25 protein-coding genes are annotated in these 26,576 nt (G+C 45.9%); 1 reads left to right on the forward strand and 24 read right to left on the reverse strand.

Annotated elements, in window-relative coordinates:
• Positions 1 to 218: 218 nt before the first annotated feature.
• The 17 genes from A8708_RS33045 to A8708_RS33125 all read right to left on the reverse strand — a co-directional run bounded on the left by A8708_RS33045 (position 219) and on the right by A8708_RS33125 (position 16,023).
• Positions 219 to 587, reverse strand: a complete 369-nt coding sequence (locus A8708_RS33045; protein WP_068671087.1) for a globin domain-containing protein — start codon at positions 585 to 587, stop codon at positions 219 to 221.
• A gap of 49 nt (positions 588 to 636) precedes the next feature.
• Positions 637 to 924 (reverse strand): hypothetical protein, encoded by a 288-nt coding sequence (locus tag A8708_RS33050; RefSeq protein ID WP_068671097.1) that lies wholly within the window; start codon positions 922 to 924, stop codon positions 637 to 639.
• Positions 921 to 1,262 (reverse strand): hypothetical protein, encoded by a 342-nt coding sequence (locus tag A8708_RS33055; RefSeq protein ID WP_068671099.1) that lies wholly within the window; start codon positions 1,260 to 1,262, stop codon positions 921 to 923. The genes A8708_RS33050 and A8708_RS33055 overlap by 4 nt, the downstream gene beginning before the upstream one ends.
• A 15-nt stretch (positions 1,263 to 1,277) precedes the next feature.
• A complete protein-coding gene (locus A8708_RS33060) occupies positions 1,278 to 2,783 on the reverse strand; it encodes an MFS transporter (protein WP_068671101.1) in 1,506 nt (501 codons plus the stop codon).
• Positions 2,780 to 2,968 carry a hypothetical protein gene (locus A8708_RS33065; RefSeq protein WP_068671103.1) on the reverse strand — a complete coding sequence of 63 codons (189 nt, stop codon included), beginning with the start codon at positions 2,966 to 2,968 and terminating at the stop codon, positions 2,780 to 2,782. The genes A8708_RS33060 and A8708_RS33065 overlap by 4 nt, the downstream gene beginning before the upstream one ends.
• Positions 2,958 to 3,482, reverse strand: coding sequence for a Rieske 2Fe-2S domain-containing protein (locus tag A8708_RS33070; protein WP_068671105.1), 525 nt, complete (start codon positions 3,480 to 3,482; stop codon positions 2,958 to 2,960). Before A8708_RS33070 ends, A8708_RS33065 begins: the two co-directional genes overlap by 11 nt.
• Before the next feature lie 24 nt (positions 3,483 to 3,506).
• Positions 3,507 to 4,070 carry a 4Fe-4S dicluster domain-containing protein gene (locus A8708_RS33075; RefSeq protein WP_068671107.1) on the reverse strand — a complete coding sequence of 188 codons (564 nt, stop codon included), beginning with the start codon at positions 4,068 to 4,070 and terminating at the stop codon, positions 3,507 to 3,509.
• Positions 4,067 to 6,238: a molybdopterin oxidoreductase family protein gene (locus A8708_RS33080; protein WP_068671109.1), complete on the reverse strand. Its 2,172-nt coding sequence runs from the start codon at positions 6,236 to 6,238 to the stop codon at positions 4,067 to 4,069. Before A8708_RS33080 ends, A8708_RS33075 begins: the two co-directional genes overlap by 4 nt.
• Positions 6,225 to 7,265 carry a hypothetical protein gene (locus A8708_RS33085; protein WP_068671111.1) on the reverse strand — a complete coding sequence of 347 codons (1,041 nt, stop codon included), beginning with the start codon at positions 7,263 to 7,265 and terminating at the stop codon, positions 6,225 to 6,227. The genes A8708_RS33080 and A8708_RS33085 overlap by 14 nt, the downstream gene beginning before the upstream one ends.
• Before the next feature lie 33 nt (positions 7,266 to 7,298).
• Positions 7,299 to 7,817 carry a hemerythrin domain-containing protein gene (locus tag A8708_RS33090; protein ID WP_068671112.1) on the reverse strand — a complete coding sequence of 173 codons (519 nt, stop codon included), beginning with the start codon at positions 7,815 to 7,817 and terminating at the stop codon, positions 7,299 to 7,301.
• Between the two features lie 308 nt (positions 7,818 to 8,125).
• Positions 8,126 to 8,347, reverse strand: coding sequence for a hypothetical protein (locus A8708_RS35730; protein WP_068671114.1), 222 nt, complete (start codon positions 8,345 to 8,347; stop codon positions 8,126 to 8,128).
• A gap of 296 nt (positions 8,348 to 8,643) precedes the next feature.
• Positions 8,644 to 9,744 carry a GerAB/ArcD/ProY family transporter gene (locus A8708_RS33100; RefSeq protein ID WP_239696923.1) on the reverse strand — a complete coding sequence of 367 codons (1,101 nt, stop codon included), beginning with the start codon at positions 9,742 to 9,744 and terminating at the stop codon, positions 8,644 to 8,646.
• A 14-nt stretch (positions 9,745 to 9,758) separates the two neighbouring features.
• Positions 9,759 to 10,934, reverse strand: coding sequence for a Ger(x)C family spore germination protein (locus A8708_RS33105; RefSeq protein WP_068671118.1), 1,176 nt, complete (start codon positions 10,932 to 10,934; stop codon positions 9,759 to 9,761).
• A gap of 14 nt (positions 10,935 to 10,948) precedes the next feature.
• Positions 10,949 to 12,472: a spore germination protein gene (locus tag A8708_RS33110; RefSeq protein WP_068671119.1), complete on the reverse strand. Its 1,524-nt coding sequence runs from the start codon at positions 12,470 to 12,472 to the stop codon at positions 10,949 to 10,951.
• Positions 12,473 to 12,858: 386 nt separating this feature from the next.
• The gene (locus A8708_RS33115; RefSeq protein WP_068671121.1) at positions 12,859 to 14,565 is read right to left on the reverse strand and encodes a GMC family oxidoreductase N-terminal domain-containing protein; all 1,707 of its coding nucleotides are present in this window, start codon (positions 14,563 to 14,565) and stop codon (positions 12,859 to 12,861) included.
• Positions 14,558 to 15,190, reverse strand: coding sequence for a hypothetical protein (locus A8708_RS33120; protein WP_239696924.1), 633 nt, complete (start codon positions 15,188 to 15,190; stop codon positions 14,558 to 14,560). Before A8708_RS33120 ends, A8708_RS33115 begins: the two co-directional genes overlap by 8 nt.
• 308 nt (positions 15,191 to 15,498) lie before the next feature.
• A complete protein-coding gene (locus A8708_RS33125) occupies positions 15,499 to 16,023 on the reverse strand; it encodes a DoxX family membrane protein (protein ID WP_068671125.1) in 525 nt (174 codons plus the stop codon).
• 147 nt (positions 16,024 to 16,170) lie between these two features.
• Here A8708_RS33125 and A8708_RS33130 point away from each other — a divergent pair, with 147 nt between their 5' ends.
• Positions 16,171 to 16,455, forward strand: a complete 285-nt coding sequence (locus A8708_RS33130) for a hypothetical protein (protein ID WP_068671186.1) — start codon at positions 16,171 to 16,173, stop codon at positions 16,453 to 16,455.
• A 62-nt stretch (positions 16,456 to 16,517) separates the two neighbouring features.
• On the opposite strand, the gene A8708_RS33135 is transcribed toward A8708_RS33130, so the two are convergent.
• The 7 genes from A8708_RS33135 to A8708_RS33165 all read right to left on the reverse strand — a co-directional run bounded on the left by A8708_RS33135 (position 16,518) and on the right by A8708_RS33165 (position 26,500).
• Positions 16,518 to 18,167, reverse strand: a complete 1,650-nt coding sequence (locus A8708_RS33135; protein ID WP_068671127.1) for an extracellular solute-binding protein — start codon at positions 18,165 to 18,167, stop codon at positions 16,518 to 16,520.
• A gap of 178 nt (positions 18,168 to 18,345) precedes the next feature.
• The gene (locus A8708_RS33140; RefSeq protein ID WP_082927965.1) at positions 18,346 to 19,266 is read right to left on the reverse strand and encodes a carbohydrate ABC transporter permease; all 921 of its coding nucleotides are present in this window, start codon (positions 19,264 to 19,266) and stop codon (positions 18,346 to 18,348) included.
• Between the two features lie 27 nt (positions 19,267 to 19,293).
• The gene (locus tag A8708_RS33145) at positions 19,294 to 20,253 is read right to left on the reverse strand and encodes an ABC transporter permease (RefSeq protein WP_068671129.1); all 960 of its coding nucleotides are present in this window, start codon (positions 20,251 to 20,253) and stop codon (positions 19,294 to 19,296) included.
• Positions 20,254 to 20,431: 178 nt separating this feature from the next.
• Positions 20,432 to 21,856, reverse strand: coding sequence for a Sapep family Mn(2+)-dependent dipeptidase (locus A8708_RS33150; RefSeq protein ID WP_068671131.1), 1,425 nt, complete (start codon positions 21,854 to 21,856; stop codon positions 20,432 to 20,434).
• A gap of 40 nt (positions 21,857 to 21,896) precedes the next feature.
• Positions 21,897 to 22,967 (reverse strand): beta-galactosidase BglB, encoded by a 1,071-nt coding sequence (bglB, locus tag A8708_RS33155; RefSeq protein WP_068671133.1) that lies wholly within the window; start codon positions 22,965 to 22,967, stop codon positions 21,897 to 21,899.
• Between the two features lie 96 nt (positions 22,968 to 23,063).
• On the reverse strand, positions 23,064 to 24,698 hold the full coding sequence (locus tag A8708_RS33160; RefSeq protein WP_068671136.1) for a response regulator transcription factor: 1,635 nt from the start codon (positions 24,696 to 24,698) through the stop codon (positions 23,064 to 23,066).
• Positions 24,695 to 26,500 (reverse strand): sensor histidine kinase, encoded by a 1,806-nt coding sequence (locus tag A8708_RS33165; protein ID WP_082927967.1) that lies wholly within the window; start codon positions 26,498 to 26,500, stop codon positions 24,695 to 24,697. The genes A8708_RS33160 and A8708_RS33165 overlap by 4 nt, the downstream gene beginning before the upstream one ends.
• Between the last annotated feature and the right edge of the window lie 76 nt (positions 26,501 to 26,576).

Consider the following 26,576-nt stretch of genomic DNA (forward strand, 5'->3'; position numbering starts at 1 on the left):
CCCATCAAAGTATGTCTTATATACTTCAACAGAGGTATCTGGAAATCCTTGTTAGTCGATTGGTCAGTCGTAGAAAAAAAAAAAACGACATCCCTAGGATGCCGAAAGTAGATTTGCGTATTTACATCAGATAAACAATTAAAACAACGACTAGGTTCACAACATACAGGGCATTCAAAACCCGACGGCAAAAGTGGCTAGAATGGAGATTACAGACTCTACCTTTCTGTATTTACAAAAAAGTAAGCTGGGCCTTTTAACCGGTCTATAATAATGGCACGCACTTCATTTGAAGGAACAACTTCCTCAAGTGCACTTTGCATGCACGCAAGCCAAGCATCTGCATGATCCCTGGTAATGGGGAAAGGCGCATGCCGCGCTCGCATCATTGGATTACCATGTTGGTCTGTATATAGAGAAGGCCCGCCAAAAAATTGGGTTAAGAACTGAAACTGCTTATCTATCACAGGTTCTATGTCCTCTGGAAATATTGGGGCAAGCAAAGGATGGGCCAGAACTTTGGGATAAAAAGCATTCACAATCTTTCTTATTGTCGTTTCTCCACCGATATAATCATACAGTTCCATACCTGTATTAGCCTCCCTTATCACTGGTTTCACTCCAGTAGTCGGCCTTCTATGAACCGAACTCGACTTTATACACCAATTGAGCCGCTATATCAAATGATCTGAGGACGGTGCCATGCTCTGTACAAGTTAAACTCGTATGCTCTCCCTTGAGGGGGATAGCCAGAAACTGATGTTCATTCATATACATTAGCATGTATTCCCTATCTTCGGAAATGCGTATCTTCTCAAGCTTTATTTTCTTCGGAGGTGCTATAGGATCGAGTCCTACCTGATCCTCGATGTGCACTTCAATGTGAGAACCAAGCCATTTTGACAAGGTTTCTTCCCATTTCATACTGATGCCTCCTTCTTCAAGCGGCAGCAGCCCGCATCTGCTTTGGGCATGACTTTCACTTGATACCCTTGGAGATGAATCCAGCAGTCCAGTTCAGCAGGCAACCCACTCCCCGCGTACTCTTCGATATAGCTCAGAACGTCATCTTCGCTTTCCCAAGTTGACAGCCCTTTGACTTCAGCAACCGCGATGTCGAGTCCCTCTTGTTCCCGATGATCCACATACCAAGTCCCTTTGCCTGCGAAAAGCTCACTCATCTGCTGCTCGATAATCATATAGAAGGGAGACTGCGCATGTTCACGGATGAAGCATAAATCTAAAGCAAACTCACTCGGCATGTCACATCCCCCTCTCTATTTCGCAGATCTTAGTTTGGTGATATCGCTAAACATGCCCGAATAATAGACGACATCTCCCGCATCATTCTTGACTGCGCTGATCGTGAGCCATTCGAGATATACATCGCCGTTCTTCTTACGATTCCAAATCTCACCCTGCCAGAAACCGCGACCGCGAATGTCATCCCACATCCCATCGTAGAAAGCGCGATCCTGTTTCCCGGATTTCAAAATGTTAGGCGTCATCCCCATGACTTCCTTGGCTTCGTATCCTGTCAGCTCCGTGAAGGCAGCATTCACAGAATGAATCTTCCCCGTCGTATCCGTCACCATGATACCTTCGACTGTATTCTCAATAATTCGCGAAGATAACCCTAATTTCTCATTATAAAACATCCAAACAATGAGAATTAAGCTGGCCAACGCCACCTGGGATAAGGCCATGAATCCGATGGCATAATGACCCGTCAGTTTGAAGAGAAAGGTAAGCAGCAGCGGCGGGAAAAATCCACCCAAACCACCCATTGCCGAGATGATACCATTCGCAATACCAGCTTGCTTGATGAAATACATCGGAACCAATTTGAAAATGGTACCATTCCCCGTTCCTGCACATAGGGCAATGGTTAAACAACCGACCGTGTACCACGTCATCGACGGAGCAAATGAAAGTAAAATGCCCGAAACCGTTAAGCCAGCGAAAACAAACATAAGGATTTTGAATGGGTTAAACTTATCCCCGAGGTAGCCCCCGATCGGTCTCATGGCTGTTGCCAGCACGATAAATCCGCCCGTGCGCATCCCGGCATCTACTTTCGACAGATGAAAGCTGCTAACCATGAAATTCGGTAAATACACGGTGAAAGCAACAAAAGAACCGAATGTGAGGAAGTAAAACAAACACAGTAACCATAGCTTGGAATTGCCGGCAACGCCTTTGATTTGCTCAACAAGGGAGGTCTGTACCGGAGGCTCTTTGCGATCCCCGATAACGAAGTTCAATCCTGCCATGACGATCAGTAGAATGCTGTAGAGCATGACCGTTTTGGACCAACCTACTTGATTCGCTATGACAGGTGCGCCAAAGGTGGAGAGCGCTGTTCCGAGATTACCGATCCCGTAAATGCCGTTCACGAAGCCATGCCGTTCTTTCGGATAATATTTAGGCAAGGAAGTCACACCAACTGAGAATACAGCCCCGCCAATGCCCAGGAAGAACCCCCCAATGATTAGATCCCCGAAGGAATTCGCTTGGCTGACCCAGTACACAGGTGCAAGTAATAGAATGAAGGAGATTGCAAACAACTTTCTAGCCCCGTAACGATTCGTCCAATATCCCACAGGTACCCGCATGACGGAACCGAACAAGATCGGAATAGCGGTTACCCAAGTGAGCTGCGAAGGGGTCAGCTTGATCGACTCTTTAATAAATGGCATCAACGAAGAAAGGATGACCCATACCATAAAGCCTAGAACCAGAGAGATCGTTTGAAGCGGCAATTGTACTTTTTTGATAGTCATTCGACATCACGCTCCCGACGATAGATCATAATAGCCGCAGGGAATAACAACATATTCAATACAGCATAGATAATAACGGAGCGATAATGGTCGAAATAGTAGGCATTCACGGCCTTTTGCGTAAACATAATACAGAGGAATAACATGATGCATAATAAAATAACGCCGAAATAACTACGCTTCATATCGTTTCACTCCTGTCGCATATATCGCGCCATTCTCCTGCTTTAGAAGAACTTCTGGCAGAGGTCGCTTGGGTGGACCCGCTGTTGGTGCCCCCGTTCTGGCATCGAAAATGCCGTGATGGCACGGACAGACCATTTCATCCTTCTCTTTGCTCCAAAACACGGGACATTTGAGGTGCGTACAGGCATTTTGATAAGCTCTATATTCGTTCTCGCCAAGACGAATTAATAAGGCAGAGTCATGCTCACCCGGATAAGCGAACTGCGCGGCATCTCCAATTTTCAATGAGCTGATGTCTGTAATCTTGAGTTGTGGATAAGACTTCTTGGATAGTCCCGTCAGTTCCTTAGCTGCAAGTGCTCCCCATGGCAGCGTGGATACGGCGAACACCCCAGCCGCACCAACCAGTGTCTTCATAAAGCCGCGCCGATCCAACCTTCTCTCTTCATTTTTCCTTATATTGTGCGTATAGTTATCTTCTTTAAAGGGACTATGATTATTGTCCTGTTTCATTAAGTCCACCCCATCACAAGCAGATTAGAACAACTTTTGTTGACCTTGTAGAATACCTGGAAGCGAGATCTTCACATTCGTTTCTCCTTCTAATGGATCCCAAGGTTGCTGACTCGCTGTCCATTTTCCCAGCTTATGCTGGGCTTTCTTCTGAGCTAACTCATCCTCTGTCAACCACTGCAGCGTATTCGTCGGGCAAACGGATGCACACATGGGAGGGATACCTTCTCGGGTCCGGTCATAGCAAAGATCACACTTGTACATCAGATTCTGCTCGGTATCAAATTTAGGAATGCCATACGGGCAGGCGATGGTACAATTCTGACAGCCAATACATTTCTCGACCAATGCCGAAAGTACCGCACCCTCTTCAGTGATCTGAATGGCCTGAGCCGGACAGCTTCTGGCACAAGCCGGATTCACGCAGTGCAGGCACATCAACGGAATCGTTTGGCGGTTAACCAGCGGATTCACGTCATAGACATAATTGCGATTTCTCTCATCGTGCCCCCCACATTGCGTACAGGCAGCCAAACAGCTTCGACAGCCGATACAATTATCCATTTCAATATATAAATGTTGTTTCATCCGTTCGTCATCCTCTCTGGATGCTTTGCGATCTGAGCCGCGCAAGCTTTGAATTCCGGCATGCGCGACATCGGATCAAGCGCCGCTATGGTCAGCAAATTAATCGAGAGCTCATGACCGAAATGATAGGGAACGAACACGGTATCCGTACGAATCGCTTCGATTATTTTCACTTTGTAGAAGGCTTCCCCGCGGCGTGTATACAACCTGATGACTTCATCATGTGCGATATGGTAGCGCTCCGCTGTTTCTGGATGCACTTCAACGTAAGGCTCCGGACACATATCCCGAAGGAAGGGAATTCTTCTGGTTTGATTCCCGGACAAGTAATGATAAACAACCCGGCCTGTGGTAAGTCGAAGCGGATATTGCTCACAAGGTTCCTCAGCCGGTGGTCTGTAAGGCAGCGCGCATAGCTCTGCTCTGCCGTCCGCGTGATAGAACTTGTGATCCAGGAACATATACGGTGTTCCTGGGTCTTCTTCGTTGCGGCAAGGCCAGAACACACCGTCCTGCTTATCAATCTTCTCCCACGTAGCCCCGTAATAATCGGCATATCCGCCTTTGGAAGCCAGACGAAATTCATCCGCTACATCTCTGGCTGACTTCAGATGGCCGAAATACTGTCCTCTGCCCAGTCGCTCCGCAAGCTCTATCTCAATTAACCAGTCCGGTTTCGACTCCCCAATAGGCTCTTGTGCTTTATTAATCTTAATGATCCGTCCTTCCAGATTCGTCACGGTGCCTTCATCTTCTGACCAAGTGACGGATGGCAGTACAACATCGGCAAACTCGGCCGATTCGGATAAATACATATCTGAGCAGACCATGAAGTCCAGATTTTTTAAAGCAGCGCGGACGAAATTCAGGTTTGGCGCAGAAACGGCTGGATTTGAACAAAGCAAGTATAAGCCCCGAATCGTTCGGTCTTGCATAAGCTCGAACATTTCATAAGCGGATACACCTGGCTGCGGCATCTCCTCAGGCTTAATCCCCCACACCTTGCACACCTCTTCGACGTGCTTCGGATTCGTAATTTTGCGGTAGCCTGGAAGCGCGTCGGCTTTCTGTCCATGCTCTCTTCCACCTTGGCCATTGCCTTGTCCCGTGAAGGTGGCAACGCCCGACTTGGGCCGGCCGATCTTCCCCGTCACCAAGCACATATTCGTGTAGGCGGATACGTTATCAGACCCTTTAATTTGTTGTTCAATGCCGCGAGCGAACATGACGACAGCGTTCGGCGCTTTGCCATAAATCTCAGCGGCGCGAATCAATTTCTCTGGAGCAACGCCAGTGATTTCACTCGTGTACGCAGGTGTGAATTCTTTCACAACCTCTTTCATTTCCTCGAAGCCGTTGGTATGGTTGGCGACAAATTCTTCATCTATATGACCATGTTCAATCAGTAAATGAACCATGCAATTGGCCAGCGCCAAGTCCGTTCCCGGACGTAAATCAAGATGAACGTCCGCCCGCCTGGCGATAGGTGTTTCCCGGGGATCTGCTACGATCAAATATCCGCCACGATTCTGAACTTCCCAGACTCTGAACATCGAGGTAGGGTGGCATTCGGCTGTATTGCTGCCGGCAATAAACAAGCAATCCGTCTCATGCAGATCGGTCCAAGGTAAGGTAGATCCCCGATCTACGCCAAAGCTGCGAAGGAAACCTGCGGCCGCGCTCGACATACAGAATCGGCCATTGTAGTCAATGTAACGTGTTTGCAACGCGACCCTGGCAAATTTCCCCGTTAGATAGCACTTCTCATTCGTCATCGATACCCCGCTGAAGACAGAAAGCGTATCCTTGCCGAATTCCCCTTGCAGCTCTTGGAATCGTTTCACGATCAACGTATACGCCTCTTCCCAGCTAGCCTCGCGGAAGCCTTCCTTCGTTCCTTTGAGTGATGCATCATCACGGATTAACGGACGCAACAGGCGATCTTCATGGTTGGTTTGTTGATAGGCCGTCACACCCTTAGGACACATCTTGCCTAACGTCACTGGCCAATCGTATCGCGGCTCGACACCGATAATGGTATTGGAAGTCGTATCCACTCGCAAATTCATTCCGCACTGCATTCCGCAGTAGGAACAATGGGTTTTAACTAACTGTTCATTGGGATGTGTTTTATTCGCGATCACTTTAAAGAATTTATCCTTGGGCATTCTGGTTGGCCTCCTTCACGCGAATCTGATGAGTCGGTATCCCTGTAAATCGGGACATTCTATATTTGCGGCGGCATGGCAGGCACAGCTCTGCCAGGTGGAAGCCTTCTTCTGTTTTGAATTCGATTTCGTTTACTTTAAGCACAGCGATGACGTCATTGGACTGCTCGACAGACACAAAGCCTGTTCCACAGACCCTACAGCTCTTGGTCGCTTGCTCTGCGTAATGTTCTCTATAATTTCGAGCCAACACGCTCATTGGACGGAATGGAATGTGAGCAAGCTTGCCGAAAGGGATATAAATCAGGGTCACGATAACGGACCATTGGTGGACTAACGTAACAACTGGATGTCCATAGCCATGAAGGACTAGATTGCAGAAGGTGAGCAGCAGCCCAGTCAAACTTACGAATAGGAGCATATACAGCGGGAGAAAATCATAGACAAATGTCTGTTCTGCACGTGCCTGCATGTTCTTAATCCTGCGATACAAAGCCATGCATACACCGCCAATTACCATAAAAGCTGTAATATTCAGCGCATTATAGAATAGGAATCCGAGAACGCCATCCGCTTGAATCTTCATAAGGTCGATACCGAAGCCAACAACCGTATATTTTCCGTTCTCGGCCATCGTGAAGTACATCCATCCGAATACCAGAGGGAAGGTTACGAAGGCGGATAAGATGCAACCCCAACCAAGGAGAACATGCTGCGTCCAGCGATACCACCCGCGATTCCAGATAAAGCGATATGTGAGGAGATGGTCTGTCGTTGTCTGAGGCGTACTTTTTCGGAATAACAGCTTTAACCCTTTTTTCAAAATAATTTTCGTAGGCGGCCGCTCTCCCCACGCAATAAAGCGATAAAAGAATCCGCAAATGAAAACCACCGTTCCTACCATGTAGCCGTATAAAGCCAAGTCAATATGTGTAAAAAACCTTGAACCGACTCCCATAAGAATAATTAATCCGCAAAGAACCAGAAAGACACATTTGGCGAATTTGGACGCGAACGCTCGATCCATGATTATCATTGCTCCTTCACTCAATCAGATCTGTCATACATACCGCTCCAGCATTTGATTCGCAATCGGGAAAACCATCTCCTCTTCGGATCGCAGATGCTCGGATATGACGGAACAAGCCACACTAAGCAGCGTGATCGCCTTCTTCAGCTTGATACTGTCGGTACCATTGCATTGGTCCACATAGTCAAGAAATGAGCGAACAAACCTTTCCGCTTCTTTATGATCCTCTTCCAAGACCCACGTTGAGGTGAGGAAGGTGGGCTCCATCCCTTGATTCGCATACTCCGTAAGGAGAGGAAGTACTTCCACTTCCTCCCAGTGTTCGTGCGCTTCGAGCTGCTGCATGAAGTTTTCCATTACTTTTCGAATTTCTTGAAGCAACAGCTTGGACTCTTCCGAGCCAAGCACACCAACCAAATGAGTTGTCATTTCCTGGACATGATCAAGCTCTTTTTTTAACGCGCCATGTTCGTCCTTTAACCGCCCTAGAACCTGTTGAACACTAGCAGCTTGATCGTCGTCTAACGGCATTCCAAGATCATTCACCATACCTGATTCCTCCTTATATTGCTATAATCCCATTGTAAGCCTTTATCTCCGCATTCTCTGTGAGGAGAATCACAGCTATTGTTGCTATTTCGTGACTATAACGTTGGTGGATCCCCTTTTCGCCGAGATTGAAAAACAAATAGACCGCAGTCACCGTGTGGGCTGCAGTCCTATTTATAAAGCCTTCTTCGACTCATTTCCTATGAGAAAAGGACTCCTACTCTGTCTTCATCACGAGAGATGCTCCGGAAAGTGTCTGGCCAATGTAAATAAACTACACTTTGAACTGCCTCAACATATCCTGCAAATCAACCGCATCTTGCCTCTGCTGTCGTTACCGCAAGTTCATGACGAATCCAAGCTGCTTTATCCCTCTCACTCAAATGTTCAGCAAAGCGCTTAATCCGGTCGTTCAAGGCTTGATCCCCTGTATAGACGGTTATATTTTTCCCAATAAAGTCGTTCACATCAATGGATGTTTCCCATTCATCAGCAGCTGCGTAGCTTCTACAGAGGGATTCTTCACCCATTGAATGCAATGCTCAAGCGCCCCAGCCTTCACTGCCTCGTCAAGTAAAGTCACTGATGCTGCGGCACTTGATTGCTGCGCAGAAGGATGGAAGGCGAAGACTTGTTGTTCTACCCTTAGATTAAGCTTAAACAGCAACCCAAACTATGGTAAAAATCACACGGTACAGGGTTAAAGCGATTTCTTCCTAGACTAGTCTGTGAATATTTTCACATTATATTCCATCACTTGTAAGTAGAAATATCACACTCACATAACGAATGCACATCTATTCTTACTCTCAGACTAACTGGCCAATCATCCTGCTGTCTTCCTCTGCTGGATTTTCCCTACAATAAGCAGCAGTAAAGGCAACCCGATCATGTTGATAGGAAGTACAAATGGAACCCAATAATGGTTCAAATAACTGCCAGTTGCCTCAGAAACATTTTGGGGGATGAAAGCAAACGCCGTAACCACTGGGGCAATAAACCATATCATGTTCTTCCAATTGTTCACATGTAATAACTGGGCCGTTCCGTAACTGGCAACAAACATATATATAGACAATTTAATGAAAACGCTGGCAATCCAGATGACAACGGCAAGGGCATCCAAATTTTCAATAAAACCGAAGATAGCGATCTTTTTTGTCATTTCGAAAAATGGATACCACATGTTAGAGGAGAGATTGACTCCTAACGTTAAAATGACCATGATCATCGATAACAGCACACCAAAACTTGCAGCAATAACCCCCCAAATCACATAGGGGGATCCCTTGCGGGGCGTAAATAGAAACGGTGAAATCATGACGAATTCAACGGCATGTCCCAAGTAGGACGCGGAGGGTAAAGCACCCTTGAAGATCGCCGCGGTACCGCTGTCCACATAAAAGGGCAGCAGACGATTCCAGTGAATGTTGCCTAGATTTGAGATCAGAACCACTAATATCATCATAAAAATTAAGGGTCCCAATATTTCGCTGACCCGTCCAATCCCATCTATCCCGCCAGAATAGGTCACATAGATAACGATCAGAACCATAGGTACTATAATAAATATACCTGGCGTTGTATTCAGAAGCAGAACGCGAAGCAGATCACTGAATTGGCGCAGAACAATAGGAATGATGGTATACCATTGGACAAGATAAATAACGATGACGATCTTGCCGAGCCATCTCCCCATAATGGTTTGAGTGAATTGGATGAAGGTCTGCTCAGGATGAAGAAGCACAAGCTTTGTTGTCACCACAGCGATCAGCACGGCTATGCCCCCCGCAACAAGCATGGAAATCCATGCATCCTGCTTAGCAGCCTGCAATCCGGACGTGAACGTCATCAGCAAGGTCATGCCTATATCCATAATCGTGATCATCCAGAACACTTGAATTCCGCTCACTTTCATTGTTATCATCCTTTTGGGTTTGATTAGCTTTTTTTCAGATGGGCAGGCGACTGAGTTCGGCCGATACGTTGAATTTGGATATCAATTTTCACAGTAAGCGGAATCCCAGGATAGATGTCATTCCATCGCTCCTTGTTTTGTTTCCAATAAGAGGCGTGATGAATATGAATGTCATCCCCGAAAGCGAAAATGTCTGCCTTTAACTCCTTTTGTGCGCGATGGAGCGTACTTTGTATGAGTTTTTCCATTTCTCCCGTTAGCTTGCCCTCCACTTTTTTCATATTTTCCGCTTTGCTCATATCCAATCTTGTATCGTTATCCAACACTCTCACCTTGGCATGAAAGAACACCGTCATTTCGGGCATGCCATTATTCATCTTCGAGCTCAAGTTCGTTTTAGCTTGCAAAATATCAACGCCAACGGTTCCCTTAAAGCCTTTCTCTTGTGGTTCAACCTGAGCTGTTACCTTGCTACCCTTAAGTTCCCCTCTGTGCCAGAGCAATATCTTTTTTTCTTCTGACGATAAAAATCCGACCAGCTTATTTTCTTGATAAACGGCCGCTTCATCCAAATTGAATTCCCCCTCTCCACTCTTGTTGGTGAATGCCTTTAGGGCTCCCGTTACAGCGGATCTTCCGAAAGAGGATTGCGCATCCAAAAATTCATCCATTTTGACGGATAAACCGAGACCGGTTAATTGCATTTTTTTAAGAGCAATAGCCGGTATAGCTTCCAGTTTGTACTGCGTTTGCAACGCTTCTTTGGCGGTTGTTCCATTTGCAGTCAGGAAATAACTGTTATACCGGCTACCGGGAAAACGCATCAGTTGATCTAAGATCTGATCTATACCATGTCTGGCGTATTTTTCCCCAATGATGACCACCCCTCTGTGCCCAAAAAAGATTTGTCGGGACAGTCGCTTCTGCAATTTATGTAAAATATCTGCACCGTCCCTTCCTCTTTCCGAAATGACCAAGACTGTTTTTTTACCGCCCGTTCTCCCGCCTTGCATGCCACTGGGCATTTCTGTAGGAAGTGCGATTTGCAGTGTTACCTCTGCTTCTCCATTCTCCGTAAGATCGAGACCGCTGGCGAGCACAAACGCAAGATCGTTAACCTCGCTCCGATCCCAACAGCCCGTCATTACACTGAAACAAAGGATGATTGCTATCGCTTTATACCCTTTCATCCAGCTCATTGTTTTCTCAACTCCTATTTCGGACGAACACGACTTTGACGCTTGCGCATGACCCACCACGGTGCTCTTACGAATACATCCAATAGTCCCGATAACTGAAACGGAGCGAGTGGCGACATGTAATAAACACCGAAGGAACGCAGGTTAACGAGATGAATCAGCAGCGCAATCATAACAAAGCTAAAACCGTACAAGCCGAAAATCCCTGCAGATATCATAAGCGGAAATCGCAAAATACGAATCGCCTGACTCATATTGTTACTCGGAATCAAGAAGGAAGCGATCCCCGTCAAAGATACGACAATAACAATTGGCGCTGATACGATGCCTGCCTGAACAGCAGCTTGTCCGATCACTAGCACACCTACGATACTAATCGTCTGGCCAACTTGTTTGGGAAGGCGGATTCCCGCCTCGCGAATCGCTTCAAAAGCAATTTCCATCATCATAATTTCCACCAATGTCGGAAAAGGAACCGGTTCCCTTGCCGACGCAAGAGACAAAATTAAACTTGTAGGTATCATTTCCGGATGAAACGTGTCCACGGCAATAAACAAGGAGGGCAATGTTAGGGCTATGAAGGTAAACAAGAATCGAAGCCATCGTAAAAATGTCGCAATAATAAAGTTCGTATAATAATCCTCTGCCGTTTGGAATGCGTGCCAAAACGTAATGGGAGCGATGAGCACCATTGGAGTTCCATCCACCAGAATGGCAACTTTCCCTTCAAGCAGTGAAGCGGACACAACATCAGGCCGTTCGGTCATTTGGAGCACGGGAAAAGGTGAATACGGCGCATCACGGATCATTTCTTCCATGTAACCCGATTCCAGCATGCTATCCATATCCAGTTGCGATATGCGATTTCTCACTTCATCAATCACCGTAGGGGATGCCACGTTTTCTATATAGGCGACAACGACCTCCGTTTGTGAAATCGCCCCAACCAGCTTCTGTTCCATCTTCAACTGCGGTGTTCGAATTTGTTGACGAATTAAACCCATATTGATCCCGAGATTTTCAATAAACCCAACTTTCGGCCCGCGAATCACCGCCTCCATATCAGGTTCCTGCAGATCACGATGCAGTTTCCCTTTCATACTTATGGACAGAACCTGGCTTGAAGACTCCACAAACAGAACCACTTGTCCCTTGGTAATTTGCTTAATCGTATCTGTCTTATTACTAACGATTACTGTCTGTGCTATAGGAAGCAGTTCACTTTTCATCTGTTCAATGAGATCGGTGAATGTATCGGATACTATTGTTTGATGATTCAAAAGCGGTTTGAATAATTCATCATCCAATTGTTGGGTATTGACCAATTCCCTGAAAAAGACCACCATGCAAGGAATTGAATTAAATAGATGTACCTTTCTCACTACTAGATCGGAACAATTTGAAAAGGTCTGGTTTAGCCAAGTTTCGTTATCCTCAAGCCTAGTAGATAGTTCTCCTTCAATTTCACCTGCAGTTGAAACCTCAAGCTTCTCCGGCTTCATTTTCCTTGGCCAAGGTAGCACTCCTTTGTATGGCATAAGTCTTCACACCCTTTGCGTTTATCCGTAAGAAGAGGTTACTGAGGGTAGGTAGTATCATTCTCAATTCTTCTTAAAGTTTCTCCCTAAAAAGGGATAAATATCATTGGTATATTTGCCCTAAGTCCAAGAAATCTTAATGGATAACATATAGCGGTTTTGAAATAGGAAGGATGTACAATAACATGAGCAAAGGTTTAGTTGGGAAGATCATCGGTTTTTCATGTATTGTTGTTTTATCAGGTCTGGTGCTTTATTATGCAGCTTCCTATGGCTAACAAAATAGCCCCACAACGGATCGTGAGGCACAGAAGCTTTTTTTGGTGAGGGCCCGAAAATGAAAAAACAGGCAAGCAGGATGGTTCACTCCTGACTGCCCGTTTCATTTAACTAAAATAGGTTTTGGCTAACTTCTCAGCCATTCGTGTCGCCAGCGCCTGTGTCGTTAACGTCGGATTAGGTCCTCCAATGCCGTTATAATGAACACTATTATCGGCAATATATAGCCGCTTGACTTGAAAAGCTTCGCAGTTCGTATCCACCACATATCCCATGCGCATCGTGCTTTCGATATGGAGCAACCAGCCAGCCGGGGTATCCGATCTGATGATGGTTTTGGCACCGGCTCCCTTTAGGATTTCAGCCGAATGTTTGGCTAATTGGTCGCGCCGTTGCAGCGTTTTTTTGCTGGGGGCGTAATGAACGACCGGAAGCGGTCCGTGTTCGTCCTTCAACAGCGGATCGACCGTCACCCTGTTGTGATAAAGCGTTTCATCATCCGCAAGAATGAGCATGCTCATCGTTCGGCGATAATTCATCATCAGTTCTTTGAGCTCGGGACCGACGACCCGCCCGCGGATATTCCATGGTGCCCCCGGCTCTGGGGGGTTCAAGGCATTGTAGCCCGCATCGCTGAAGCCATAGGTCACAAATGCGTGTAAGCCTGGACTCAGACCAGAAACCTGCGTGGAGCCAAGCCCTGGGATATCGACTCTGCCCCCGGAGGTGTGGCCGACGAAGGGATCTACAGTCGGAATGCCCATAATATCGATCAGGTCCTTTTCGTCGAATACGCCCGATACCCAGTCGAAATAATGAATCGTTAGCCCTCTGCCCACCCATTCGTTGTAAGGCAGCCCCGAATTCATCCACAGGCGCGGCGATTCAATGCAACCAGCTGCCATTACAACAGCCTTGGCCTTAAGCTCGCCGATTTCTCCTGTCCATGTATCACGAAATTGCACGCCAGTTGCACGAAGCCCTTCTTTCGGATCGTGCCCCGTCAAAACCTTGATCACAAAAGTATTGGGACGAATCGATACGTTTCCTGTTTTGAGGGCAAGGGGGATATAGCTAACAAGCGTACCCCGTTTGGCGATTTTGTCAACGGTGGGACCAGCCGTACAACCATTAACGCAATTGCCCTTCATCGTGCATCCTTCCATCTCATGCAATTGATCCATCGAATATTTCGGATCCATGAGATGCTCGTTTGGGGGCAGAATCGCATTGGGATGCGGGCGATATCCCGGGGTTACGACATCGAGCGTCGGAATAAGTGACCAACCTGCCTTCTTGGCCCCGTAGAAAAACAGTTCTTCTTTCGGAGCCATAGGCGCAAACTGAACAGGCAGCGTGGCCTCAGCCTTCTCATAATAGGGAACCAGCTCCCGATAACTGATCGGCCAAATATTGTCGACCGCTGAAGGAAAAGCTCGCGGTGATTGCGCCCAGTAATGCTGCGTCGTTCCGCCGACTCCCGAGAGCTGCCAAATATCGCCCCTCTGCCGCATAACTCGGTGCCAAGGTGTGCGCCGACGGTCGGCTGGTCCGAAGCGAAATGCGCCGGATATTCCATCATTCATATTATTTTCATAGGCATTGTAGATTTTCTTATAGAGTCCCACATCCAGATCAGCGTGACTGGAACTCCACTCTGCACCTCGCGCTCGATTGGGGTCCGGCCACTTGCTGTTCCCATACCATGGGCCCGCTTCCAAAACCAAAACTTTAAGACCCAGTTCACCAAGTTCCTTAGCCGCAACGGCTCCGCCACCGCCAGACCCGATTACAATGACATCAGCATCAAGCATCTGAGGCCTCCTTTCCATTGCGTTCAATCGTCAGCAAGTAACCGCGAACTGCACGATAGCCCTTCGACACTCCAGGATAACCGACTTGACGCCAGCTAACGGGGAAGTATTCCAAAATCCGGCATGTAGGTGTGTTCAATCGCGTGGAACCGTATGCGGACCATTCCGAATAGAAACCAAACATTGTCCCTCTGTTCAAATAATCAACTATAAATGTAACGAGGCCACCATCATTTTTGTACGGGGGCGGCAAGCATCCAAGATCGACATCAAGATGCTCCAGCATCGCTAGGACCCTTATCCGATCGCGGCACGAAAGACTGGCGAATGGGCCACCTCCCCAAACTACATGCAGCCTGGGATCCTGGGCTTTGCCCGATGCGATCAACTGAGCCGCACCGGCATTGAGAAGCATTGCCGTTGAGGACGCCATAGGAATATTGGCAAGATAGTACCCCACAAAAAGCGAAAGATTGTGATCCAATTCCCAGATCAAATAATCGTGAATACCCAGTTCTACGGCACCTGCGGCTTGCTCTGCCCCATATACGGCTACATCAGGCATATTCGGGACTATCGCTTCAACCAACGCAATAAAAGTTGTCCGGATGTGCTCATTTGCCATTGCATCGTAGGCATGCATGGGGGACATCATCCTTTCTTCATAACCCTAATCCTTATATATATATAAAATGGAATCAATTATGTTGATGGCCCACCTTATTTATAGATTAGTTAAATCACTTCTCCTTTTCAAATTCATCCATAGGTTTACTTTGATAAAATCGCATCACCTGTATGTGCAAAATGTCATACTCCCGTAATACACGATGTGATACATATCACATAAAAAACACCTATTCTTTACCCTCCCAATCCGGAGTAGAAAGTATAGGTGTTAGCAACTATTTAGCATTGAATTATTTCCTCAACCTATCTTAATTTGGGTTTCATGTGGAAGCGTTCTAAGATCTTATCCAACCATTTGTGCAAGTACGGAAGAATCAGATGGTCCACACCAAATTTACCTGCATTTGCGCCAGCCGCTATGATGAAGAATCCCAGGAGAATTAACCATGGATTCGCGCTGACCGTTCCAGCAAACATATACATAAAATTCATCAGTAAGCCGAAGAAAATGGCTGTTGTCGTCAGAGCACCTATGAGCAGGCCCAAACCAACCAAGAGCTCACCCCAAGGGACCATGACATTAAACCACCCGACATGCGGAAGAGCGAAGTTTTTCAGAAAAGCAACATAATTTGCATAAACCAAATCTGTCGTTCCGCTTTCAAGAACAGGTTTAGCAATTGCTCCTTTTAGATATCCTGTAGCGTCGAAAGCTTTATCACCTGTGATCTTGTGCCATCCAGCTACCATCCATTCCCAACCTACATACAACCGGATAATCGTCAACAGCATGGCAGCGTAATTATTTCCCCTTAACCACTTCATCATATGAACCATCTCCTTCGTTCTTTATGATTTTATTATAGATCGAAGAAAACGGCGTGTATGTGAAAAAAATCACAGCTTCCTGCAATTATCTTATTTATAATAATTTTACCATTGATCTTATATGAGAATAGGGAGATGACTCTTGCTATGAAACGAGAATTCACCGTTCATTTCAAAGTAATTCACCAGGATAGAAGTTCCCTTTTAAGGGGCATTATTTACTTAGAGGAGAATCAAAAGCCCACTTTAAATGATTATGCACAATGTCTTAAGGATTGTGGCCATGATGTCATTCTACAAGATAAAGAAAACATCATTTTCAGAGCTTTTAAACCAGATGAAGACCCCTACCTTATTCACATTTTGGAGGAAGACAACGACCATATTAGGGATATCGTCATTGAAAATCTAGTTAGAAATCTAATGAAATAAGCCAAAACAAACAAGGAGCGAACCTAAAATCAGTTCGCTCCTTACATGTAGCCCCAACCTCGTTATTTCTTCATCGCTTTATAAGCATCGGTAATCTCTTTGTCGTAATCTTTGCCTCCAGCTCTTTCCCAAGCGCTTAGCATCTCTGCATAGATCTTCTCGAAATCTGTAGAAATAATTACTTTGGAGACTCCTTCATACAGGCTCTTCTCGATGGCTGCAACCGTCTTCTGAGCTACAGGCCGTGGGGAGTCGATGATCGTGTTCGGTTTACCGAATTTCTTGAAAATATCATAATAAGTAACGAATGAATTAGCGTATTCTTCTCGCTGCTTCGCGTCCGGAAGCGAGAGAGCTACTGACTTCAGCAGTTGTTCTTTGTTTAATGCAGGTCCCCCTTGCTGAACAATGGCAAGATCCCCTGCAGAGGATACCCATGTGGTTTTCTTATTCAGTTCAGGGTCAATCTGGACTTTAACGCCTCCGTCATCCTTCCAGTTGACTCCCTCAATTCCGCTCTGAACGGTCGCAAGATTCTTCGGTTGAACCATCCAGTTCAAATATTTCATGACAGCATCTGGATTCTTGCTGGATTTCGGAACAGCGACAAGCATAGAGAAGTCGGATACCTTGTTCATCACTTGAGTTCCATCTGGACGTTTGAATGGCTCGACAGATACCCAAGTTGCTGTTGGAACTGATTTACGTGTAGCCACATTCATATTCCAAGGTGTGTCGTTGGAATCTACGAAGCCGGCAACCCCACTGTTCACCTGTTGTGTAAATTGCTGTGAGCTCACATCCGTAACGAACTCCTTGGAGATTAGCCCCTCTTTGTACACTTTGTTCATCCATTGGTAATAGGCTTTTCCTTCCGGTGTAGCAACTGCGGAGGTGAAGACACCGTTCTTATAGTTGCCATCTGGCGCATAGAACTGATTACTCGGACCATCCATATTGACGCCGAAGCCAAACATTGGGCCATAATAGAAGGCTTTCATGGATTGATTGATCGCAGGGAGCGCCCATGGAATCACTTTGTCTTTCCCTACATTACCTGGGTCTTTCTCTTTAAAGGCTTTCAATACCTGATACAATTCTTCGTTCGTAGTTGGATTCTTCATCCCTAGCGCATCCAACCAGTCTTTACGGATCTTCATGTTAGGACCAGAATACGTATTAGCCTTCAGAGCAGGAATCGCATATCGCTTACCTTTGTACATGCCCACTTGGTCCAGCGCTGCCTTGTTATTCTTAATCAAGTCTGGATACTTAGCTAGATAGGAATCCAGCTCCCATAATCCACCTTGTTCCGCGTATTTGAAAATTGTATCCATCGAATAGGTTAGAATAATGTCAGGTGCTTCACCGGAAGCCATCCACACGTTCAGTTTCTCCGATTCCTGCGCTCTAGGCAGGGAGACGAATTCTACGTCAAGACCAACCTTCTTCGTTTCATCAATGACATATTTAATAATTGGATTATTGCCGAGGTTCTGCCCCTCAGGCGCATTGGCACGGTCCCACAAAGTAACGCGGATCTTGGCTGGTTTCTCAGGCTCTTTACTTGGTGCTGCTGTGTTACTGCCACTAGGTGAAGTTGTTGCTGTGCTTGATCCCCCATCCTTGCTGGAACAAGCTACCAAGAAACCCGAAAGCATGAGCATCACAGTCATACTTCCTATTACCCCTTTTTTAAATACCTTTACCATACTGCTTCCTCCCTAGTTTAAATTTGCAGACCTACGCGTTGAACTGGGATGTACCCCTATCTTGTTGAAATCACCTATAAATAAAGCGCTTGCATTGTAAATATAGGCCCTTTAGGCCTGTGATTCTATTCGGTAATTTTGACATTTTAGTAGTTTTTTTGTTATTAACACATCCGCTTTATCCCTTCACTGATCCAAGGAAGGACCCCTTAACAAAATACTTTTGCAAGAAAGGATATACGATCAGAATCGGAACTGTTGCGAAGACGATGGTAGCTCCTTTCAGAGACTCTTCAATCACGTTGAGATTATCCAATGACTGCATGGTTTCTAACGAAGTATCCATCTGCGCAAGCAGCAAAATATTCCTCAGTTTCACCTGTAACGTATAGAGCGCCGAATCGTCGATGTACAAGACAGCTGCAAAATAGGAGTTCCAATGACCGACTGCATAAAACAAACTTATCGTCGCTAACACGGCACCGGATAGGGGAAGTACGACCTGTGCTAAGTAGCGCAAGTTCCCACAGCCATCCATGACTGCCGCCTCGCGTAGTTCCTCAGGAAGATCTTGAAAAAAGGTTTTCATGATAATGACGTTAAAAGCGCTGATTAAACCTGGAAGCATTAACGCCCATAAGCTATTCAATAGCCCAAGTGACTTGATCAACAAGTAGCTGGGAATCATACCGCCGCTGAAAACCATGGTCACAATCATGAAATTCATGAAATACTTGCGTCCCTTCAAGTCTTTCCGCGAAAGGGGATACGCCGTTGTAATCGAGAACAGCATGTTAAGTGCAGTACCGACTACGGTAATATAGATGGTTACCCCTAGCGATCTAATGATATTGGAATCTGTGACGACCGATTTCATCGCATCCAACTGAAACTCCACAGGCCACAGCACGACTTTCCCTGTCTGTATGGCATGGCTGGAGCTGAAAGCATTCGCTACCGTATTAATGAAAGGAAATATACATATGAAAGTGAATAGAATTAGCAAGGTATAGTTAACGATGTTAAAACTTACATCCCATCCCGAGTACTTACCGAATAAGCTGCGTCTATTTCCATGTTTGTGTGCAGTAGCCGCCATATCTCTACTCTCCTACTCCTTCGAATTTTACCAAAGTCCTTCCTTACCCAGACGCTTAGCGAAATAATTCGCACCAAGCACAAGAATAAGATTAATGATGGATTGCGACATCCCAATGGCTGTTGTTATTCCGAATTGTCCCTGTTTAATCCCAGAAGAGTACACGTATGTGCTAATAACCTCTGAAATACTTGTAACAACAGGATTCTGTAAGGCAAAAGGATGCTCAAAACCGATGGATACCATGTGACCGATATTGAGAATCAACAGGATAATAACCGTTGGCATAATTCCTGGCAATGTAATATGTACGATTTTCTTCCATCGGCCTGCGCCATCCATGACTGCTGCTTCGTACAAAGAAGGATCGATCATCGTCATCGCCGCAAGATAAATAATCGTTCCCCAGCCCGCTCCTGCCCATACACTGGACAATGTGTAGATGATGACCCACCAGGTCTCCTCGATCATGAAATAGATCTCTTCCATCCCAATGAACCTCATCACACTATTAACGATTCCGTATTTCGGGGAAAGCAGATTATAAATAATCCCGCCCATGATAACCCATGACATAAAGTGTGGCAAATACAGGAGCGATTGCGATATTTTCTTGAAATATTTCGCTCTGATTTCATTCAACATTAAGGCCAAAATAATCGGTGCTGGGAATCCCACAATAAGACCTAGAACATTAAGTAGCAGGGTATTGCGGACGATGCGATAGAAATCCTGAATCTGCAGCATTTCCTTGAAATGATGGAGCCCTACCCAATCTGAATCTAGGATCCCTTTGAAGATGTTATAATCTTTAAAAGCTACAACAAGCCCTAGCATCGGAACATAACAAAATACAAAGAAAAAGATAATGCCTGGGACAAGCAGTAAGTACAAATCGTAATTTTTGAACAGTTCTTTGGTAAAGGCGCTTCTTCGTTTACTGCCCGTCTGTGCAATTATCTGGTGTTTCTGAGATTGTACTTCCATACCATTGCTCCTTTCTTCACTTACTAACCCCTTAACTGAAAGCGTTTTCTACACTGCTAAAATTTCACTTCCCACCCTATTCTTCTAGGTATGTTGCAAGTGTACTTCCTTGTGAAAACGATTGACATGCTAGAAATTTTACTTTTTATTAGTTTTCTTTACTTCCATCTTGATCTATCTAGCTTTCAGTCATCAATTCATCCACCAATAACTCATACATGCCCTGTAAGCAGATTTCGGCATGCTTCATCATATCGTCAATGTAGACGAACTCATCTGCTTGATGAACATGGGTATCAACGCCACCAGGCAGCCCCGCGCCAAATGCGACACCGTTGTTCCGCAATTTGCGGGCATAAGTACCAGCGCCCATACGCAGCAGTACGGCTTCGTCTCCCGTCATTTTCTTGTACGCACGGCTTAACCGGACAATAACGGGGTGGGTCTCTGGCACATATACCGGAAGCAGGTGCCGCGTCAGTTCGATGTGGATGCCATGCTTGCCGGCAAGGCCGTCAACTGTAGCTAATATACCAGCACCGTCATGGCTGACTGGATACCGAATATTGCTTAGTGATTCCGCTCGATGGAGATCACAGGAAATGGTGCGTAAATATACGATTAACGCGCCTGATTCGCTATCACTACAAGCAATACCGAGCGATTGTCCACTTCTCTCCGCGCCAATTTTCTCATTAAGGAAATGTAAGAACGGATCCCAATTGGTCGTTAGTTCTTGCGCACAGAGGAAAGCAACCATATTCGCGATAGCATTGCGCGATCCTGTCGGACTGTCTGCCAGAAACTCACTTCCCGCTGTTAACAGCAAATTGCCGTCTTCGTCGTATGTGAACGACAGATTTTCCTGAAGATTAACCGCATCATGAAAGTATGCCACCTGACTATCGGTGAGAAGGGCCAGCGAAAGCGAAGCCGTGCAGATCTGTGGAATCAGCGTGAGCATGTTGCCACCCTTCAGAGACAAGATCGTCAACTGCGGTTTCGGTCTCGTGGAAGAAGCCTCTTGTTCACTCGAGAGCACTACGTTCATGCTGCCCATTTCCACATTAAAAATAGGATAACCAGCATCAGGCGCAAATGCCATAACTGGGAGCTGCTCTCGCTCGAAATAGTAGTCGAGGTCCCTCATGCCACTTTCCTCGTTCGTCCCAAAGATCACTCGGAGACGGCGATTGCCGGTAATTCCTATATCCATCAATGTTTTTAGTGCATACAAAGCTACTACAGCTGGTCCTTTGTTATCGGACGCACCTCTTCCGATAATCTTGCCGTTCTCGATAAGCCCAGCGAACGGCGAGACAGTCCATCCTTCTCCTTCTTCTACGGTATCCAGATGAACAAGCACTGCAGCAATTTCTTCCCCTTGGCCGTATTCGGCATGGCCCGCATACCCGTCGACATTGGTCACTTCGAACCCTAACGACTCAGCTAGACGGAGCATATGTTGCAGAGCACGATCGACGCCAGCTCCGAACGGCTTTCCTGGTTCCGGGTCAGCCATGATACTTCTTATTTGTACGAGCTCAGAGATACCAGTCGTGATCTCATCCCGATATTTGTGGATTTCATTCCCAATTATCATAGATACATCTCCCACCTTTCCACACTCACTTCCAACTGTGTTAGTCGACATGATGAAGACTTTCTACCAACATCAGCAGCGTCATGGACTGCCCGTAAGGCATTGGGCATAGGGGGATGTCTCGATAGAACTGCAGCGTACGCCCCATGCGCGTTCCGTAAGATACGCCGTGAACGGCTCCTTGCCCATCAACCTTATTCATGACGGCTTGCAGTGCTTTCAGCCCGACTTCTTTGTAGACTTCGCTGATATAGCCTTTGCGAACCGCTTTCAGAATTCCGTACGCAAAGCCCGCAGTTGCTGAGGTTTCCTCGTAAGATGTCGGATCATTCAGCAATGTCGTCCACATCCCGCTCGGTCTTTGCAGCTCAGTCAGTTTATGAATCTGACGCTCTAGCGAAGAAAGCAGGAATACTTCTACACCTAGCGGTATCTTGACGATGTCTAAGTAATCGACCAGTCCTGCCGTGTACCATGCATTACCGCGCCCCCAGAGCGCTTCCGCGAAATTGTGCCCCTCCATGAAACTCCAACCATGAAAGAATAACCCTGTTTTCTTATCCGTCAAATACTTGAGATGGACGAGGAACTGACGGATACTTTCTTGTACGTAGTGATCTTTGGCCAGTACAATACCCATCCTGCCCATGAACAGCGCCGTCATGTAGAGCGTGTCGTCCCACAACTCACCCTCGTTCGCATTATCGATCGTCTCGTGCGTGATCCCGAACTCAAGCGTTCGAGGCATTTCATCTGCCGCATAACTTGCCCACTCTTCGCATATCCGCAAATATTCCGAATTATGTGTTTCCTCGTACAAGTAGCTTAGTGTAAGCAGCGGACACATCGTATTGACGTTCTTCGGTGGCAGCCCCTCGCGAATCCGGCTGTCGAACCAATCGGTTAAATATGTAAACACATCCCGACTCTGGGTTTCCTTGTAATATAAATAGAGGGAGAACAAGCCCACGCCTTGAGACCAGTCCCATTTATCCATCGTAATGATGCTGACAGGCGTATCTTCCTGGATCGTTGCCTCCAGATTTTTCATACCACTAATGACTTTATGAATCATGATCTCTATCTCTTGCCGCTGTAACTGCGTGATCATCACGGTAAGCACCTCCAGATACGCACTATAAAGTGCTTATACCCCTAATGTAACGCACATGCCCAGCAGTTTACATACGAGAATCTTACCCTTTTATTAGATTTCTTTACCTCTGTTCTTATATTCTTTAGGCGATTGACCTTCAAGCCTCTTGAAAACCTGATAGAAATAGGCGTATTCCTTATACCCTACCATTTCGCCTACTTCATTCACCTTATTCTTGGGATCCATGAGCAGACGCTTCGCGGTCTCTATGCGAGCCTTCGATACCAAATCCACGAAATTAATACCCGTTTCTGTTCGCAACAACCTGCTAAGATAACTCGAGCTCAAACCGAAATGCTCCGCGGTTGACGTCAAATTGATGGTGTCAGCAATATGGGTGTTAATGTAATCGATGACCTTCTTTACGACAAGGCTGTAGACTTTCTCCCCGCCTTCAAGCTTCTTTTTGATCGTCCCAATAAACGTTGTCAGGTAGGTAGACGCTTCCTTCATACTCGTCAGGCGATATACATCCTCTAGAATTTGGTCGACACTCTTGCCAAGGCCAAACTCATCGCCAGTTATACGGAAATAGTAGCGTGCCACTGCAAGACATACTTCGGAGAGCAAACCTTTCACGACAAGGATATTCCCTTCGCTATAGGCGGTAATTTGTTTCAGAAAACGCTCCAAATAAGCTATCACATCTTCGCTGGATTTGTCCTCCAACATTTGATTGAATTGCTCCAAATCTTGAATAATCGAGAATTTTCCCAGTTCCTTTTCTTGCTGGCCCTGATCGGGGAATAACACACTTTCCTCCATCCGGAAAAAGCTTGAATCCATAATCTGAGAAGCTTCCCGGAAAGCATCCGGCAGCTCAAGCAGTGATTTATACACGGAACTGACCGCAATATGACAGGAGACTTCCTCCTTCATTTTCGCCACATCTATGAACGCATTGCAGAAGCTCTGCAGCTTCATTCTGAACTCTCTCTGCGAGAGTACCTTAGGAAATAGACAGACAAATATAAGATCATGATTCCGCAGCGACTCAATCACATAAAAATCACGTTTGGCAGTTAGACCATGTGCATGTTCAGTTAGGCGGAGCTGCATCTGCTGCTTAAGCTTGACTGTGTTCGCTGCACCAGACTGGCCCCCTAGATCTGCGGTACGAACAATTTGCACAACGAATCGGCTATACAGAATTTCAAGCTTCTTCACTTGTTCTTGCCTATCGCCTGTTCCTGTCATTAAATCACCGATCAGCTTGCTTCTGAGCGACGGGATGGAATCGCTATGTTGCTTCTCCAACTCGACGTAAGCTGACGTAATCTTGACCGTCTGCTCATTCTCCCTGCGCTTGGAATCAATTTCAGATACAGCACTCCCGATCACCTGGCTTAACTCTTCGTAATTGATGGGTTTGACGATAAAATCGAATACCCCGAGGCGAACAGCTCTTTTCGCATATTCAAAATCTTGGTAGCCGGTAATTAGAATCGTCTTCGCCATTGGATAATTCGCACTCATTTCTTCAGCAAGATCGAGCCCGCTTAAGCCAGGCATTTTGATATCCGTTACCAGAATATCTGGCTGCAGCTCCATGACTAAACGCTTGCCTTCAATTCCGTCCTCCGCTTGACCGACTACGGTGCAATTCAGCTTATCCCAGGCGATCGTTTGCACAATAGCTTGCCGGATCAGCGGCTTATCGTCTATGACCACTACTTTGTATGTCATTTGGGACTCTCCTCCGTTAGGATTGGCAGACGTATCCGAATCGTTGTCCCCTGATCCCTTTCACTCATAATAGTTAAACCGTATTCGTCTCCAAACAAGATTTGAATCCGCTTGTGCACACTGATGATCCCGACGTTTGTATGCTTATCCTTCTGTTTCAGCTTTGAATGCTCTGGTGGATTGAGCAAGTGCTCCTTCGTTTCCTCATCGATGCCTACACCATTATCGGACACTTCGAGATATAGAACGTCTTCCTTGATCCATGAGCCGATACTCACAATCCCTTTGCCTACTTTCTCTTCAATGCCATGCTTAATCGAGTTTTCTACGAGCGGCTGCAGAATGAATTTAGGAACCCTAAAGGCCATCAAGCTGCTGTCAAAATAGTAATTAACCTCTATTCGATTGCCATAAATAATTTGATGAATCGATAAATAACTTCGAATAAAGTCCACTTCTTCCTGCAGGTAAATAATATCCCCCTTCTTGCTGATGCTCTCTCTGAGCAATTTACCGAGAAGGTAGATCATTTCACTAACTTGTTCATCACCACGCAGCTTGGCTAAACTATGGATCGACTCCAGAGTATTGTATAGAAAATGCGGATCAATCTGGGCTTGCAGCGCTTTGTATTCGAATTGCAGCGTGCGATACTCCGCTTTCTGCTTCAGTAGTTTCTCCTCGTAGACAGTGTGAATTAACTCGCTGATCTTCGTAGCCATTGAATTGAATTTCTCCGCAAGCAGCCCTACCTCATCTCTGCTTCTAGGAACGATGACCTTATGGGTGAAATCTACCGAGAAGTGCGTCATACTTTGGAGTAGGAGTCGGACGTTTCCTGTAATGTTGCTAGAAATGATGACCGCTAAAATGAATGCTAGGCATAGTGAGACAAGAATGGTGCTTAATGTCCACAATTTGATGACTTCTGTGCCGCGTGTTAATTCGTTAACAGCGATGACTTGGATAATCATCCACTTATCATAAGGTGTTGAAATTATAGTAGAAATGTACGTTTGCCCTTCAAATTGAAAACCATGATTGAGACTAGGCTTGCCAGCGTACATCTTATTTTCAATGAAATAGCGGGTCGGCTCCGAAACAAGCCTATCGTACAACAGCGGCTCGAGTTCCTCGTTCAAGATGACGATGTTTCCCTTCGTCAGTTCGTCCACATTGGTGTAGATACTGCCGATTAGATTAATGTCGACACCGACGATAATGATACCCACGTAACGGCTAGATGTAACGTCATATACGGCCTTCTCCATGAAGATAACGTTGCTCTTTCCTGGAACCCAGGAAGTGCGGCCACGCTGATCTTTAATTCTCTCCACATCCAGATCCACCAATTGTTTATTATAATTTTGGGTTGCACTGCGTTCGAATCCGAATGGGTTGCCCCCCGTATCGATAACCATGACCGACAAGTAGTCCTCTTTGGAGAACACTAAATCTTTCATGAATTCACTAATTACCTTATTTTTCATATACAAATCTAATTCACTTGCATCCTCCGAAATACCCAGCGTCGTATTAAGCGTGGAATTACGGAACTGTTGAAAGACATGCTCCTCAATATCCTTAGTCCGTTTCTCGAGGTTAATCCCGATTTGTTCAATTAAATATTGAGAGAAAACGGACGTATTCTGTTTAATTACACGGACAGATACATAGTAATTAACGATGCTAATCATCAGCACGGTTAATAAGATGATCACTGTAAAGGACAGCAGAAACTTCGTACGCAGCTTCAAACTCAGAAATTTGGAAATGACATTAGACAAATCCTTCACCTGCATTCGGATGGAATGGCAAGTGCGTGAGCCGCCAGCTCACGCACTGATTGTTAGCATTATAAACCTTTCCACAGTAATC

Source organism: Paenibacillus oryzisoli (assembly GCF_001653565.1).
Taxonomy (GTDB): domain Bacteria; phylum Bacillota; class Bacilli; order Paenibacillales; family NBRC-103111; genus Paenibacillus_E; species Paenibacillus_E oryzisoli.

Coding starts and splice junctions, on each gene's coding strand:
- A8708_RS33110 (WP_068671119.1), bottom strand. CDS start 12,472: ATGCCATACAAAGGAGTGCTACCTTGGCCAAGGAAAATGAAGCCGGAG.
- A8708_RS33160 (WP_068671136.1), bottom strand. CDS start 24,698: ATGACATACAAAGTAGTGGTCATAGACGATAAGCCGCTGATCCGGCAA.
- A8708_RS33055 (WP_068671099.1), bottom strand. CDS start 1,262: ATGCCGAGTGAGTTTGCTTTAGATTTATGCTTCATCCGTGAACATGCG.
- bglB (WP_068671133.1), bottom strand. CDS start 22,967: ATGATCACGCAGTTACAGCGGCAAGAGATAGAGATCATGATTCATAAA.
- A8708_RS33105 (WP_068671118.1), bottom strand. CDS start 10,934: ATGAGCTGGATGAAAGGGTATAAAGCGATAGCAATCATCCTTTGTTTC.
- A8708_RS35730 (WP_068671114.1), bottom strand. CDS start 8,347: ATGGGTGAAGAATCCCTCTGTAGAAGCTACGCAGCTGCTGATGAATGG.
- A8708_RS33115 (WP_068671121.1), bottom strand. CDS start 14,565: ATGCTTGATGCTGATGTCATTGTAATCGGGTCTGGCGGTGGCGGAGCC.
- A8708_RS33080 (WP_068671109.1), bottom strand. CDS start 6,238: ATGCCCAAGGATAAATTCTTTAAAGTGATCGCGAATAAAACACATCCC.
- A8708_RS33145 (WP_068671129.1), bottom strand. CDS start 20,253: ATGGAAGTACAATCTCAGAAACACCAGATAATTGCACAGACGGGCAGT.
- A8708_RS33135 (WP_068671127.1), bottom strand. CDS start 18,167: ATGGTAAAGGTATTTAAAAAAGGGGTAATAGGAAGTATGACTGTGATG.
- A8708_RS33070 (WP_068671105.1), bottom strand. CDS start 3,482: ATGAAACAGGACAATAATCATAGTCCCTTTAAAGAAGATAACTATACG.
- A8708_RS33125 (WP_068671125.1), bottom strand. CDS start 16,023: ATGATGAAGTGGTTAAGGGGAAATAATTACGCTGCCATGCTGTTGACG.
- A8708_RS33075 (WP_068671107.1), bottom strand. CDS start 4,070: ATGAAACAACATTTATATATTGAAATGGATAATTGTATCGGCTGTCGA.
- A8708_RS33060 (WP_068671101.1), bottom strand. CDS start 2,783: ATGACTATCAAAAAAGTACAATTGCCGCTTCAAACGATCTCTCTGGTT.
- A8708_RS33150 (WP_068671131.1), bottom strand. CDS start 21,856: ATGATAATTGGGAATGAAATCCACAAATATCGGGATGAGATCACGACT.
- A8708_RS33120 (WP_239696924.1), bottom strand. CDS start 15,190: ATGGCAAATGAGCACATCCGGACAACTTTTATTGCGTTGGTTGAAGCG.
- A8708_RS33140 (WP_082927965.1), bottom strand. CDS start 19,266: ATGGCGGCTACTGCACACAAACATGGAAATAGACGCAGCTTATTCGGT.
- A8708_RS33090 (WP_068671112.1), bottom strand. CDS start 7,817: ATGGTGAATGATCTTGGAATGCCGTTAGACGACGATCAAGCTGCTAGT.
- A8708_RS33065 (WP_068671103.1), bottom strand. CDS start 2,968: ATGAAGCGTAGTTATTTCGGCGTTATTTTATTATGCATCATGTTATTC.
- A8708_RS33085 (WP_068671111.1), bottom strand. CDS start 7,265: ATGGATCGAGCGTTCGCGTCCAAATTCGCCAAATGTGTCTTTCTGGTT.
- A8708_RS33130 (WP_068671186.1), top strand. CDS start 16,171: ATGAAACGAGAATTCACCGTTCATTTCAAAGTAATTCACCAGGATAGA.
- A8708_RS33100 (WP_239696923.1), bottom strand. CDS start 9,744: ATGATAACAATGAAAGTGAGCGGAATTCAAGTGTTCTGGATGATCACG.
- A8708_RS33050 (WP_068671097.1), bottom strand. CDS start 924: ATGAAATGGGAAGAAACCTTGTCAAAATGGCTTGGTTCTCACATTGAA.
- A8708_RS33045 (WP_068671087.1), bottom strand. CDS start 587: ATGGAACTGTATGATTATATCGGTGGAGAAACGACAATAAGAAAGATT.
- A8708_RS33165 (WP_082927967.1), bottom strand. CDS start 26,500: ATGCAGGTGAAGGATTTGTCTAATGTCATTTCCAAATTTCTGAGTTTG.